Origin of the sequence: Bradyrhizobium sp. LTSP849, assembly GCF_000938255.1 — a bacterium.
Classification (GTDB): domain Bacteria; phylum Pseudomonadota; class Alphaproteobacteria; order Rhizobiales; family Xanthobacteraceae; genus Bradyrhizobium.
In genome coordinates this window covers 382,792-396,397 of record NZ_JYMR01000004.1, presented here as the reverse complement: position 1 = coordinate 396,397, position 13,606 = coordinate 382,792, and the positions used below count along the sequence as shown (strand labels likewise).

Genomic DNA, 13,606 nt, shown 5'->3' with positions numbered 1-13,606 from the left:
CCGCGTCATTGCGAGCGACTTGTCCGCCGTAGCTCGAAGAGCGAAGGCGGAAGCGAAGCGCTCGCAATGACGGAGCTACGTCGCTTTCTTCGCGAACGTCGCCTTGAGATTATCGAACAGCTCCACCTTCACACCGTTGCGGCGCATGATGAAGCTCTGCTGGAGCACCGACAGCGTGTTGTTCCAGGCCCAGTAGATCACGAGACCCGCCGGGAAGCCCGCCAGCATGAAGGTGAAGATCAGCGGCATCCAGTTGAAGATCATCTGCTGGGTCGGATCCGGCGGCGTCGGGTTCAGCTTCATCTGGAACCACATCGTGATGCCCATGATGATCGGCCAGATGCCGAGCGCGAGATAGTGGCCGAACAGGGGAAGCGTGGTCGGATCGAACGGGATCAGGCCGAACAGCGTGAACAGATTGGTCGGATCGGGCGCGGAGAGATCCTTGATCCAGCCGAAGAATGGCGCGTGCCGCATCTCGATGGTGACGAACAGCACCTTGTAGAGCGAGAAGAACACCGGGATCTGGATCACCACGGGAAGACAGCCGGCGACCGGATTGATCTTCTCCTTGCGGTAGATCTCCATCATCTCCTGCTGCTGCTTCACCTTGTCGTCAGGGTAGCGCTCTTTCAGCACCGCAAGCTGCGGCTGGATCGACTTCATCTTCGCCATCGAGGCGTAGGACTTGTTCGCCAAGGGGAAGAACAAGAGCTTCACGATCACGGTCACGAGCAGGATCGAGATGCCGAAATTGCCGAAGAAGCGGTAGAAGAAGTCGAGCCCGAGGAACATCGGCTTGGTGATGAAGTAGAACCAGCCCCAGTCGATCAAGAGATCGAAATGGTTGAGGCCGAGCTCCTTGTTGTAGCCGCCGAGGCCTGCGAACGGGAACACGCCGACGACGCCGGCTTCCTTGGCGCCCGCAAACAGCCGCGCGTTCGCGGTTGCGGTGCCGCCGATCGCGACGGTGACGGGATCGAGCAGATAGTCGGTCTGGTAGGTGTGCACATTGCCGTTGAGGTTCGACGAGAAGCGCGCTTGAAGCTCGGCACTGGTGTCGGGCAGCAACGCCGAGGCCCAGTACTTATCGGTCATGCCGAGCCAGCCGTTGGTGGCCTTGAAGCTCACCGACTTCGCTTCGTCGATCTTCTTGTAGGCGTATTCCTGCAAGCCATCGAGATAGCCGATCAGGCCTTCATGCAGGATGTAATAGCCCGAGACCTGCGGCGTGCCGTGGCGCGAGATCAGCGCGAAGGGGAAGAGCTTGACCGGCGCATTGCCGACATTGCTCACCTCGTCCTTGACGGTGAAGAGATAGTGATCGTCGACCGAGATGGTGCGGCGGAAGGTGAGGCCTTCGCCATTGTCATATTTCAGCACCACCGGCGTGGTCGGCGTCAGGCTGCCGCTGCCGTCCTGCTGCCAGACGGTCTGCGCGTCCGGCATCTTCGCCGTCACGCCCGTCGCCGCCACCCAGCCGAACTCGGCGTAATAGGGTTCTGCCGTGCCCGAGGGCGAATAGAGGATGATCGGCGGCGACTTCGGGTCGACCGTCTCACGGAATTGCAGCAGCGCGAGGTCGTCGATGCGGCCGCCCTTCAGCGCGATGCTGCCGGCGAGGCGCGGTGTGTCGATCTTCACGCGCGGGCTGGCTGCAATCGCGGTGTCGCGGGCCACGACCGGCTGGACCTGCTGGTTCGCGCCCGGGGTCGTCGCGGGCGCCGGCGCACTGCCGGACTGCGGTGTGGCGCCCGGCGTTGCGGACGCCGTCGGCTGCGGCGCGGTCTTCTGGAGCTCGGCCTGCGTCTGCTGCTGGGCGCGCTGCTTCTCCATCGCCGGCACGTTGTAGAAATACTGCCAGGCGATCAGCACCAGGCCGGACAGAATGACGGCGAGGATGGTGTTGCGATTGTCGGTCATCACTATTGTCTCGTCATCAATCCGGTTTGCGGCTGGTCGCTGGGGCGGGCTTTTGGCCGCGTCCCTTGTGCGCCTGCCGCGCGGGCTTTGTGAACGCTGCGCGGAGATCGTCGATCATGGTCGCGAAGTCGCGCGTGAGCGCGTCCCTGCGTCCGACCAGCACATAATCATGATGGGGTAGCATCGATACCGGATCGAGCCGCTTCACCACTTCGCGAAGCCGGCGCCGGATGCGATTGCGCTCGGGGGCGTTGCCGTTCTTTTTGGTAACGGTGAAGCCGATCCGGATCGGGCCGCTGTCGTCGCGGCCAAGGCTTCTGCGGTCAAGGCTTTGCAGGACGAACGCGGGACTATTCACCCGCGCGCCATTGGCAACGGCGACGAAATCCGCCCGCTGCCTCAGCCGATCCATGATGAAATCCCAAAAAGGGGGTCCGGCTCAGGCGCTCAGACGCTTGCGGCCGCGGGCGCGGCGTGCGGCGAGAACCTTGCGGCCGCCGGCAGTGGCGAGACGAGCCCGGAAGCCGTGACGACGCTTGCGCACCAGTTTGCTGGGTTGATAAGTCCGCTTCACGGGTTTTTCTCCGCTGACCGGGCAATTTGCCTGTAGAATTAAGGGTAAAGTCCGGAAGATGCGGCCCAAAATGGGCCATTTCCGGCCCCAAGAGAGCCGCTCCCAGCTTCACGCCGGGTCATCGCGGACAATTTGGCCGGCTTATAAGGGAGCGTCCCCTCTTCGTCAACGTCGCAGGACCGCACAGGTCGGATGAATATCACTGTTTCGGCGGGGTTTTTAACTCTTGAGGTAGCGGCTCGCCGGATCAGCGCTTACATCCCACCTTGGGAGATTAGCGATCCGTAATTTGACCGGCCCTAGTGTGGGTCGCATCCTCCAATAGCCAGTCCTCCAGTAGCAAGGCCAGCAGGGGCGAATTTTGTGGCGACAGACCTCCAGCCGACCCAAGACTTGGATAGAGCTTTGGATCGAGCCACAGATCGGGTCATGGATCAGCCGGACCCGCCGGTGACGCGGTCGCGCGGGCCGGCGGGGCTTGGCCTGTCCGGCAAGCTGCTGCTGCTGACCGTTCCCCTGGTGATGATCGCGGCGAGCCTGCTCTATGTCCCCGCGATCGCCAATTTCTGGGTCAACCGGCTCAACGACCGCGTCGCGGCGGCCAACACGGCGGCGCTGGTGCTCGATGCGGCGCCGCTCGGCATGGTTCCCGATTCGCTGTCGCGGCAGATCCTCAAAAGCATCAATGCGCGCGCGGTCGCGATCAAGATGGGCCAGCAGCGCCGCCTGCTCGCCAGCGACAATCTGCCGGCCACGATCGAGCACGACATCGACCTGCGCGACATGACCGCGTGGGAGGCGATCACCGGCTCGTTCCAGATGATGCTGGAGACCGGCAACCAGCCGATCCGCATCGTCGGCCCCGGTGTCGGCAACGCCCAGTTCATCGAGATCGTCACCGACGAGCTGCCGCTGCGGCAATCGATGTACCGCTTCTCCCGCAACGTCGTGGTGGTCGCGCTGATCATCGCGGCGCTGACCGCGGGCCTCGTCTACCTCGCGCTGCATTATCTGTTCGTGCGGCCGATGCGGCGGCTGACCGCGAGCCTGGTCGGCTTCCACGAGAATCCCGAGAGTTCGGCGCGGATCATCGTGCCGAGCCAGCGCAGCGACGAAATCGGCGTCGCCGAGCGCGAATTGTCGGACATGCAGCGCGATCTGATGTCGATGCTGCATCAGAAGAGCCGGCTCGCCGCCCTCGGCCTCGCCGTCTCCAAGATCAACCACGATCTGCGCAATCTGCTGGCGTCGGCCCAGCTGCTGTCGGACCAGCTCGCCAGCGTGCCCGATCCGCGGGTGCAGCGCTTTGCGCCAAAGCTCGTGCGCTCGCTCGAGCGCGCTATCGCCTTCTGCCAGTCGACGCTGTCCTATGGCCGCGCCCAGGAGGCCGCGCCCGACCGCCGCATGATGCTGATCGAGCCTGTCGTGCTGGAGGTGCGCGAGACCGCGGGTCTCGCCAACGACGCCTCGATTGCCTGGGTCGCCGCCGTCGAGCGCGGGCTCGCGGTCGATGCCGATCCCGACCAGCTGTTTCGGGTGCTGCTCAACCTCGTGCGCAACGCCGCCCAGGCGCTGGAAAGCCATGCGGCCGGCGACGGCGGCGTGCAGCAGATCCGGATCACCGGCAAACGCGAGGGCGCGGTCGCCATCCTGGAGGTCTCCGACACCGGCCCCGGCGTTCCCCCGCGGACCCGGGAGCATCTGTTCGAGGCGTTCCAGACCTCCGGCCGCCCCGGCGGCAGCGGGCTTGGGCTGGCGATCGCCGCCGAGCTCATCCGCGCCCATGGCGGCGACATCCACCTGGTCGAAGGCACCATCGGCGCCACCTTCCGGATCGTCATCCCCGACCGCCCCGTGGAACTCCTCTCCATCCGCAACGAGCGGGCGCGGGCGTAATCGGCCAAAGGCCGACATCGAAATTGTCATTTAGCTGCAAAATCTCCCTAACCCGGACCTTGCCAATCGGGGCAAGAGCGGTTAGTCAGAGCGCTCTTTCGCACCCCTCCGGCGCTGTCCGGAGGCTGCGTGCGGGCTTTGGCCCGCCAACGCTGTTCGCGAAACACGCGCCCGTAGCTCAGCTGGATAGAGCATCAGACTACGAATCTGAGGGTCGGACGTTCGAATCGTTCCGGGCGCGCCATTTTCTCATCATTCAGAATAAAACTGCGAACTCAGGGTCCTGAATCGGCCCTCTCATTGCATCAGCCGCGTCTGTTTGTGTTGCTAAGCTAGGTTGGTTTGCTCGTAAGTTTTCAAGCAAGCCAATTCTCCACGTTCAGGCCGGGGATACGTTTGAATTCACCGGTATTGGCGGTCACGATCGTGGCGCCGGTCGCATAGGCATGAGCGGCGATCAGCAGGTCGTTGCCGCCGATCGGCTTTCCCGCCGCTTCCAGCTTGGCGCGAATTCCGCCGTATTCGGTGTCGGCTGGCACTTCGAATGGCAGCACATTTATCTCGCCGAGCAGGTCTTCGACAGCTTTGAGCAGTCGCTTCGACCCGCTCTTCGTGCAGCCGTAGCGCAGTTCGGCCGCCACGATGATACTGGTGCAGATGTTGTCCTCGCCCAGCTTGGCGATCCGTTTTGCAACTTTGCCCTGCGGATTTCTGATCAGGTCGGAAACGATGTTCGTGTCCAGCATGTAGCGAGTCAAAACACGCTCTCCGGCGCGGGCGGGGGGTCGTCGATTTCAGGAAAACTCTCTTCCAGCGGCTTCATCGTTTTGAGCAGGGCGACCAGTCCGCGCTTACGCACCGGCTCGATCACCAGACGATCGCCGTCGCGGTGCATGATCGCTTCGTCGCCCGGCAGTTCGAACTCCACAGGAATACGGACCGCCTGGTTGCGGCCGTTGCGGAACAGTCTGACGTGCCTCTGCTCAGGCATGGGTTATCTCCAAGCATATGCCGTAGACATATGCCACTGGGCGCGGGATTACAAGGACCCGCCAAGCCGGGTAGTTTCCGTTTCGGCCTGACGCCAAGGGCGCTGACGGATTGCGCAGGCGATCGCCAAGGGACGACCACCCCCGTCGATCCGCCCTGCGCAAGGCGAGGCGAAACCGGCGCGATGTCAGGCCGGGCTCATTCGGCGTAGGACTGGGTGGACCACGCCGCCCTTAGTTTCGGCGTGACGTGAGCGCCGAACTGGCCGAACCATTTGTTGAACAGGGCCTCGGCCTCGCCCGATTTGAACATCTTCCCCATCGAGTGGTTGACGATCCAGAGGATCGTCGGATTGAGCTTGGGCACCATGAAGCCCTGCGGCGCGTAGCCATATTCGTCACCGACGATTTCAAGCGCGTCCGGCTTCTTCGACTGCCGGATCAGCCCGTAGAAGGCGCCATTGTCGCTGAAATAAGCGTCGGCGCGCCGGGTCTCGACGGTGATGAGCCCGGCCGCGTGGTCGTCGACATTCACGATCCGGATGTTCAGCTTCTTTTCGGCGATCAGGTTTTTGAGGTCAGGCTCGCTGCTGCCGCCGGTCGCTACCGCGACGATCTTGCCGTTCAAATCGTCATAGCTCTTGATGCCGGCGCTCTTAAGGACGAGCATCTGGCTCGACGAGACATAGGAGACCGACGAGAAGTCGACCTGCTTGTTGCGGCCGAAGGTGTTGACCGTGCCTTCGCATTCGAGGTCTATCGTGCCATTGGCGACGAGCGCCTGACGGTTCTGGATCGTGACCGGGACGTATTTGATCTTGATCTCGGGCAGCTTCAACTCGCTCTTGATGTCGTCGATGATGCGCGTGCAGAACTCGACCGAATAGCCGGTGGGGTTCTTTTGGTCGTCGAGATAGCTGTAGGGAAACAAGGCGTCCCGAACGCCCATGGTGATGGTCTGGGTGTCGCGCAACTTCTTGACGATGGAGTCCACTTCCTGCGCTCCTGCAGACGAAGCTGCGAGACCGATGGCCAGGAACGCGCCTGTGGCGGCAGCAAGATTGAGTGTCATGGGTCTCTTTCGGTTGTCGCGATCGCTCGCATGGTGATCCGCCCCCGGCGGAGGGCAAGTGTCTAGTATCCTCGTCTAGTATCCTCCGCGTGCCCGCGCCTGGAGTTCCTCCCTCGTCATCTGCGCGAAGCCGAGCGCGGGCAAAAGGTCGTTATCTCCTGCGAAGTCGCGGCCGTAGGCCGCCGAAAGCATCGTCATCCCAGCATCGTGCAACGTCGCCGGCCGCCCGACGAGTTGCCCGAGCAGCACCGTCGGCAGCAATCCGAAGGGCACGTCCTCGAGGACATAGCGGCTGTCCAGCGTCGCGGGGCCGAAGCCGCCGCGCCCGCGGTTATGTAGTTCGGCATTCATCTCGGCGATGCTGGCGACCGGGAGTTGGTAGGAGTAGGCGTAGTGTTCGTGGATGGTGCGGACCGAAACGCCGAAGGCTTCGGCGATCGCCAGCCGCTCGGCGTCGAGCGCTTCCATGACACGCCCGACGGCGGGCGTGACGTTCTCCGCCTGCCCCCAGCGCTCGCCGCGCTCCATGCGGGTCAGGTTGTACAGGGCGATGGCGAGGTGGTTCTGCGGGTTGAGATTGCTGAGCGCGATGGCGAGAAGCCCCTCGCGTTCGACGAAGCGGTCGCCGAACAGCGCCGTGCAGAGCGCGAGACCTTCGGCACTGCCGCCTTGCGGCACCGTCGCGAGATCGATCTTCGAGCGCACCGAGTTGACGGCGACCTCGGTCGGCGAAGTCTTGCGGCCGGTCGTCAGCGTCGTGCCCCAATTGATGATCGGCGAACGGACGCCACGCGCCGCGAGCTGCCGCGAGAGATAGAGCGCGCCAAAGGAGGCGTGCGAGCTGATGATGATCGGCTGTCCCTCCCGCAGGTGCCGCGCCGCTTCATCGAGGGCCATCTTGTGGGCATAGCCTGGCATGGCGAGCATCACGACGTCAGCGTCGGCGATAGCTTTGGCTGCACTGTCAGCGATGCGCGGATGGAAGCTGGTCTCGATCGCCATCGTCGCTCGCAGCGGCTCTCCTGCCGCGAGGGCTTGCGTGCTCCGGCCGGAAGGCGACCACAGCATCGGGTCATGTCCGGCCGTCGAGAGATAGGCGGCAGCGCCGCAGGCAGCGGAGCCGGCTCCAAGAATACTTACGCGCATCGTGCGAGCGCCTTTTCTGGGTCTGGTTGGGGAAAGGCGATCATCTCAGCCGCTCAATGCGTCAGGACGTTGGTGAGGAACTGCCTGGCTCGCTCCGAGGCGGGGGCGGTGAAGAACTGGGCCTTGGGCGTGTCCTCCACGATCTGGCCGCGGTCCATGAACAGCACGCGATCGGCGACCCGCTGGGCGAAACCCATCTCATGGGTCACGACCATCATGGTCATGCCTTCGAGTGCCAACTCCTGCATGACTTCCAGCACCTCGTTGATCATTTCTGGGTCGAGCGCCGACGTTGGCTCGTCGAACAGCATGGCTCGCGGGTCCATGGCCAGAGCGCGGGCGATCGAGACGCGCTGCTGCTGTCCGCCTGAAAGCTGGCTGGGTCGGCTGTCCCGCTTGTCGCCGAGCCCGACCCGCGCCAGAATTTTCTCCGAGCGCGCATCGGCCTCGGCCCGCGAGCGCTTCAGCACATGGATTTGCGCCAGGCTGACGTTCTGCAACGCCGTCATGTGTGGATAGAGTTCGAAGCTCTGGAACACCATGCCGATGCGCGCGCGCAGGGCCGGCAGGTCGGTCTTGGGTGAGGACACTGAGACGCCATCCACCGTGATCGTTCCGCGCTCGAACGGCACGAGCCCGTTGATGCATTTGATCAGCGTGCTCTTGCCGGAGCCGGACGGTCCGCAAACCACCACGACCTCGCCGAGGTTGACGGTCGCGGAGCAGGCGCGCAGGATTTGCTGGTGGCCGTAGGATTTGTGCAAATCGTCGATGACGATCATGACGGAAGGCCCTTCCTGTAGAACTCGGCGGCTTTCGTCGTGCCCAGGCAAATCACCAGATAGACCACCGCGACCAGCGCATACATCTCAGTAGCGCGCCCGTCGCGGGATGCGACGACGCTCGCGGCGGTCAGGAAATCATGCAGCGAGACGACATAGACCAGCGAGGTGTCCTGGAAGACGATGACGATCTGGTTCAGGATCAGCGGCATCATCGCCCGCAATGCCTGCGGCAGGATGATGAGGCGCAGCACCTGGGCGCGCCGCAGCCCGGTCGCAAGTCCCGCATCACTCTGTCCATGACGAACGTTCGAGATGCCGGCGCGGACGATCTCGCAGTAGAACGCCGCCTCGAACAGCACAAACGCCAGCAGTGCGGAGGTGAGCGACCCGACCGGCCTGCCGATGGCGAGTGGCACGAGGAAGTAGAACCAGAACAGCACCAGCACCAGCGGCAGCGTGCGCATCACAGTGACGTAGGTCGAGGCGGGGACGGAGAGCCACCGGTGCGAGGACAGCCGCATCAGCGCAAGCCCGAAGCCCAGGATCAGCCCGCCGACGGTCGCAACCAGGACCAGCAGCGCGCTGAGCGCCATGCCTTCCGCCAGAAACGCCGAGGAGCGGGCGATGATACCCCAGTCGAAATCGCTCATGCCGGCGTCTTTCGCAGGGCTGCGCCGCCGATCCTGATATCGATGAAGCGCATCAGTCCCGTCACGCACAGGCCGATGACGAGGTAGCCGATCGTCGCGAAGGTGAAGGCCTCGAAACCCTGGAAGGTGTAGTTCTCGACATGGCGGCTCTGCGCGGTGAGTTCGAGGACGCCAATCGTGAGGCTGAGAGAGGAGAGCTTGACGGTGATCAGGAATTCCGAGGTCAGCGGCCCGACGATGGCGCGCAGGCCCAGCGGCAGAACGATCAGCCGGTAGGCCTGCGCCGGACGTAGCCCCGTCGCCAGCGCCGCCGGCATCAGCGGCGCGCCGACCGCGTCGATTCCGGCGCGGACCTGCTCGGCGACGCGCGAGCCGGCGAAGAGGCCGATCGCCACGACCGCGGTGACGACCTCCGGATAGGGCAGGTCCCGCTTGAGCCAGAGCCCGAAGGAATCGGGGACCACTTCAGGCAGCACGAAATACCAGAGAAAGAGCTGCACCAGCGGCGGAACGTTGCGGAAGACGTCGATATAGAGTCCGGCCAGCAGCCGGGCACCACGCGAGGGCGAACTCCGGGCGGTCCCGGCCAGCAGACCAACCATGAGCGCGACGGCCCAGCTGGCAAGGCTGATGATCACGGTCCAGAGCAGGCCGCTCCACAGCCAACCCATATAGGTATCTTTGAAGAGGATCGACCAATCCCAACGGTAATTCATGCCGCGGGGGGCCTGTCGCGCAATATCTCCATGATGCAGCGCGGGTCTCGGTCGTCCATCAGCAGCCCTTGAATTCCACTATTCCCGGAATGATTCCGCCATCGATTGAATATTGTCATACCTGCCGGGTGCAAGCGTCGGGCCAATTGGCACCATTCTGGAAAGAGGCGCCTACGATCGGGAAGCCCAACGAGCGACCACACCATCAGAGTTCGGCATCAAACACGTCGGTCACCATCGCAAAGCGTTTTTGACCCGTCAGTCTACGGGGCACGAATTAACCCTAAAATAATGCGCACCGGCTACGCTTTCCGCCGCCTGATTGCGCCTCGTGGGGTTTGATTCGCTCACCCCAGAACTTCTGTCATCCAGAATTTGGACAGTTCGCCAACATGCCCAAGCTCAATCGTATTGGTTACAAACTCGGCGCCGTGGGCCTGTTCGGCGTTCTGCTTTCGGGAGCCATGGTCGCCAACCAGATGGTCTCGGAGCAGGCCATCAATTCAGCCCAACACCGCGCCAGCGTGCTCCAGACGATCGCCGACCACACCCTTCAAGGCAACATTGCCTTGCGGGGAATGGAGCTGGCGGTACGCGATACCAGGCAGTCGAAGAATTCGTCCGAACTCGAGAAGGGCCTGGGCGGCCTCAACGCCGCCTTCACGGCCGTGACCAGGGAGCTCGATGTTGCGATCGGCAATGTCGCCAATCCGGCCGACAAGGAGCGGCTGGAGAAAATCAGATTCCTTGCCGCCGAATATAACAACCAGGCATCGGAGATCGGAAAGGCCCAGCTCAGGATCTTCGAGATCACCAAGAAGCGGAACGATCGCTCCGCCGAGTGGACCAAGACATTTGAAGACCTGCTGCTGTCGTCGGCGCTGATCCGCGCGACAAATCGGTCCGATATCGAAAAGGTCCTGAACGAAGCCGATTCAATGTTCAATTCGGTTCGTTCAGCGACCTGGCAATTGATCGCAACCGGCGACGAGGGCCAGAAGAACGTCATCGACAACCGTACCGCTGGACTGGATGACACGTTGGACAGTGCCAGAAGCATCGTCAGCGACGCTGGGCTTCTGGGGACGATCGATTCGCTCGCGACCATCGTGAAGAAATTTTCGGCAGCAACCCGCGAGGCGATTCAGGCAGAAGCGGACAAGAAGCAGCTCGTCGATGTGAAGGCGCTGCCGGTTGCCAACCAGATCCTCGAGTTGATGCGAACGGCCGTGGAAATTGCCGAAAAGGGCGCCGGGGAAGCCAAGGCGCAGGCCGCGGCCGAATTGGGCCAGGCGAACCGTCTGAGTTTCGTCTTGGCTATCATCATGATGCTGTCGCTGATCGGCTCGGTGATCTTCACGTTTGTTGGCGTTTCACGGCCCCTGACCCGCCTGAGTGGCGCACTCGGCAAGATGGCGGGCGGTGAGCTGAATATCGAAATTCCCGGCGCAAATCGCGGTGACGAAGTCGGCGATGTGGCCAAGACGGTCGTCGTGATCCGCGAGAATGCCGAACAGAGAGCGCGGGATGAAGCCGATGCCAAGGCAAATCAGGACAAGCGCGTCGAGGGGCAGCGCAAGGCTGATATGATCAAGCTCGCCGACACTTTTGAGACCGCCGTGGGCGAGATCGTCGAAACCGTGTCGTTGGCCGCGACCAAGCTCGAAGCCTCCGCCTCGACGCTCAGCTCGACCGCGGAGCGTGCACAGGACCTCACCACGACGGTCGCCGCCGCGTCCGGGGAAGCGTCCACGAATGTGCAGTCGGTTGCCGCCGCCACCGAAGAAATGGCGTCATCCGTGACCGAGATCAGCCGCCAGGTGCAGCAATCGGCGCGGATGGCCAACGATGCGGTCGGCCAGGCCCGCATCACCAACGAGCGGGTCAGCGAGCTGTCGAAGGCTGCAAGCCGCATCGGGGACGTCGTCGAGTTGATCAATACCATCGCAGGTCAGACCAATCTGCTGGCGCTGAACGCCACCATCGAGGCGGCGCGTGCCGGCGAGGCCGGCCGCGGCTTCGCGGTCGTGGCATCGGAAGTGAAGGCGCTCGCCGAGCAGACCGCGAAAGCCACCGGCGAGATCGGCCAGCAGATCGCGGGCATTCAGACCGCGACGGCAGAGTCGGTTGGCGCGATCCAGAACATCAGCAGCACCATCGAAAAGCTGTCCGAGGTTTCATCGACGATTGCAGCCGCGGTCGAGGAGCAGGGCGCGGCGACCCAGGAAATCTCCCGCAATGTGCAGCAGGCTTCGCACGGCACCCAGCGGGTTTCTGCCAACATCACCGATGTGCAGCGTGGCGCGTCCGAAACCGGCACGGCCTGTTCGCAGGTGCTGTCTGCGGCGCGGTCATTGTCTGGCGACAGCAATCGCCTCAAGCTCGAAGTCGGCAAATTCCTGGACTCGGTCCGGGCGGCCTGACGGGCGCAGTCCGAGGGCTCCGCTCACCGAAGCACCTCGGACAATTCGCGTCACCCTTTACGCGGTGGCGAGCGCCGGTTGCACCGGCCGCCGGCCGATCATCAGCGACAGCACGGCGGCGAGGATGCCTGTTACACCTGCGATCATGAAGGCTTGCAGATAATCACCCTGCGTTGAGCGCATGAAACCGGCGAAGAAGGCGGCGCAGGCGGCCCCTAACTGATGACCGGCGACGACCCAGCCGAAGATCAACGGCGCATTCTTGTCGCCGAACGTCTCGTTGGCGATGCGCACGGTCGGCGGCACGGTCGCGATCCAGTCGAGCCCGTAGAACACGGCGAACACCGACAGGCTGACAAACGAGAAATCCGAGTAGGGCAGATAGATCAGCGAGAGCCCGCGCAGGCCGTAATAGAAGAACAACAGCTTGCGTGGATCGAAACGGTCGGTGAGCCAGCCCGACAAAGTGGTGCCGAACAGGTCGAAGAACCCCATCAGCGCGAGCAGGCTCGCGGCCTGCACTTCGAAGATGCCATGGTCGCCGCAGAATGCGATCAAATGGGTGCCGACGAGACCATTGGTGGTGAAGCCGCAGATGAAGAAGGTCGCGAACAGGAACCAGAACGTCTGTGTCTTGGCCGCGCGCACGAGGTTGCTGATCGCGGCGGCGAACGGATTGCCCTGCGCCGGTGGCGCGGGCTGATCCTCATGCGCACCGCCGTAAGAGCGCAGCCCGATCGTGGCGGGCCGCTCCGGCACCAGAATGTACACCAGCGGAATCAGCGCCGCGCAGCACGCGGCCACGGTCAGCACCACCGGCTGCCAGCCGCCCCATTCGACCAGGGCCGCGAGGCCCGGCATGAAAATGAGGGTGCCGGTGGCGGTGCTCGCCGTCAGCAATCCCATGACGAGGCCGCGATTGGTGGTGAACCAGCGGTTGACGATGGTGGCGCCGAGCACGTTGGCCACCGCGCCCGAGCCGATGCCGGAGAGCAGTCCCCAGGTCAGGAACAATTGCCACGGCGCAGTCATGAAATAGCTCGCAGCCGTCGAGAGCGACATCAGCACCAGCGCGCCCAGCACCGTGCGGCGGATGCCGAAGCGCTGCATCACGGCCGCGGCGAAGGGACCGGCGAGGCCATAGAGAAAGATGCCGACCGCGGCCGACGACGAGATCACGCTGACGTCCCAGCCGAAAGTCTTTTGCAGAGGCAGCATCAGCACGCCGGGCGTCGCGCGCAGTCCCGCTGACGCAAGCAGCGCCAGGAAGATCACGGCGACGACCACGAAGGCGTAGTTCCGGCCGAACGGCCGCTTCGAGACGGAGGCGGATTGAACGGAGGCAGGTTGAACGGAAGAAGGGGGCATGTTACTTACCGGTACGTATTGCGATGCGGCATTAGTACGTACCGGTCAGTAACATTGTCAAGCC

Annotated in this window: 13 protein-coding genes and 1 tRNA gene; 3 read left to right on the top strand and 11 right to left on the bottom strand. The window is 63.4% G+C overall.

Annotated features, from left to right (window positions below; genetic code table 11):
* Positions 1-75 precede the first annotated feature (75 nt).
* Genes yidC through rpmH form a run of 3 tightly spaced genes read right to left on the bottom strand, consistent with a single transcriptional unit; the run spans position 76 to position 2,497 of the window.
* Positions 76-1,923, bottom strand: coding sequence for a membrane protein insertase YidC (gene yidC, locus UB31_RS04215; RefSeq protein ID WP_045009919.1), 1,848 nt, complete (start codon positions 1,921-1,923; stop codon positions 76-78).
* Between the two features lie 16 nt (positions 1,924-1,939).
* Positions 1,940-2,335, bottom strand: a complete 396-nt coding sequence (rnpA, locus tag UB31_RS04210) for a ribonuclease P protein component (protein WP_045001951.1) — start codon at positions 2,333-2,335, stop codon at positions 1,940-1,942.
* Between the two features lie 27 nt (positions 2,336-2,362).
* Complete coding sequence (gene rpmH / locus UB31_RS40190; RefSeq protein WP_008542748.1) at positions 2,363-2,497, bottom strand: 50S ribosomal protein L34; 135 nt, start codon at positions 2,495-2,497, stop codon at positions 2,363-2,365.
* A gap of 429 nt (positions 2,498-2,926) precedes the next feature.
* On the opposite strand from rpmH, the gene UB31_RS04205 reads away from it, so the two are divergent.
* Both UB31_RS04205 and UB31_RS04200 read left to right on the top strand, forming a co-directional pair.
* A complete protein-coding gene (locus UB31_RS04205; protein WP_045009918.1) occupies positions 2,927-4,393 on the top strand; it encodes an ATP-binding protein in 1,467 nt (488 codons plus the stop codon).
* A 167-nt stretch (positions 4,394-4,560) separates the two neighbouring features.
* Positions 4,561-4,637, top strand: a tRNA-Arg gene (locus UB31_RS04200).
* A gap of 112 nt (positions 4,638-4,749) precedes the next feature.
* Here UB31_RS04200 and UB31_RS04195 read toward each other — a convergent pair.
* The 7 genes from UB31_RS04195 to UB31_RS04165 form a co-directional block, all read right to left on the bottom strand.
* On the bottom strand, positions 4,750-5,139 hold the full coding sequence (locus UB31_RS04195) for a type II toxin-antitoxin system VapC family toxin (RefSeq protein WP_502691246.1): 390 nt from the start codon (positions 5,137-5,139) through the stop codon (positions 4,750-4,752).
* Between the two features lie 8 nt (positions 5,140-5,147).
* Positions 5,148-5,384 (bottom strand): antitoxin, encoded by a 237-nt coding sequence (locus tag UB31_RS04190; protein ID WP_045001946.1) that lies wholly within the window; start codon positions 5,382-5,384, stop codon positions 5,148-5,150.
* A 197-nt stretch (positions 5,385-5,581) separates the two neighbouring features.
* Positions 5,582-6,454, bottom strand: a complete 873-nt coding sequence (locus UB31_RS04185) for an amino acid ABC transporter substrate-binding protein (protein WP_045001944.1) — start codon at positions 6,452-6,454, stop codon at positions 5,582-5,584.
* Positions 6,455-6,529: 75 nt separating this feature from the next.
* Positions 6,530-7,600 carry an NAD/NADP octopine/nopaline dehydrogenase family protein gene (locus UB31_RS04180; protein ID WP_045009916.1) on the bottom strand — a complete coding sequence of 357 codons (1,071 nt, stop codon included), beginning with the start codon at positions 7,598-7,600 and terminating at the stop codon, positions 6,530-6,532.
* Positions 7,601-7,653: 53 nt separating this feature from the next.
* The gene (locus UB31_RS04175; RefSeq protein WP_045009915.1) at positions 7,654-8,382 is read right to left on the bottom strand and encodes an amino acid ABC transporter ATP-binding protein; all 729 of its coding nucleotides are present in this window, start codon (positions 8,380-8,382) and stop codon (positions 7,654-7,656) included.
* Positions 8,379-9,035 carry an amino acid ABC transporter permease gene (locus UB31_RS04170; RefSeq protein ID WP_045009914.1) on the bottom strand — a complete coding sequence of 219 codons (657 nt, stop codon included), beginning with the start codon at positions 9,033-9,035 and terminating at the stop codon, positions 8,379-8,381. The genes UB31_RS04175 and UB31_RS04170 overlap by 4 nt, the downstream gene beginning before the upstream one ends.
* A complete protein-coding gene (locus UB31_RS04165; RefSeq protein ID WP_045009913.1) occupies positions 9,032-9,751 on the bottom strand; it encodes an amino acid ABC transporter permease in 720 nt (239 codons plus the stop codon). Before UB31_RS04165 ends, UB31_RS04170 begins: the two co-directional genes overlap by 4 nt.
* 392 nt (positions 9,752-10,143) lie before the next feature.
* Between UB31_RS04165 and UB31_RS04160 the strand changes: the two genes are divergently transcribed.
* A complete protein-coding gene (locus UB31_RS04160; RefSeq protein WP_045009912.1) occupies positions 10,144-12,174 on the top strand; it encodes a methyl-accepting chemotaxis protein in 2,031 nt (676 codons plus the stop codon).
* A gap of 57 nt (positions 12,175-12,231) precedes the next feature.
* Here UB31_RS04160 and UB31_RS04155 read toward each other — a convergent pair whose 3' ends face one another.
* The gene (locus UB31_RS04155; protein WP_082078400.1) at positions 12,232-13,542 is read right to left on the bottom strand and encodes an MFS transporter; all 1,311 of its coding nucleotides are present in this window, start codon (positions 13,540-13,542) and stop codon (positions 12,232-12,234) included.
* Positions 13,543-13,606: the final 64 nt, after the last annotated feature.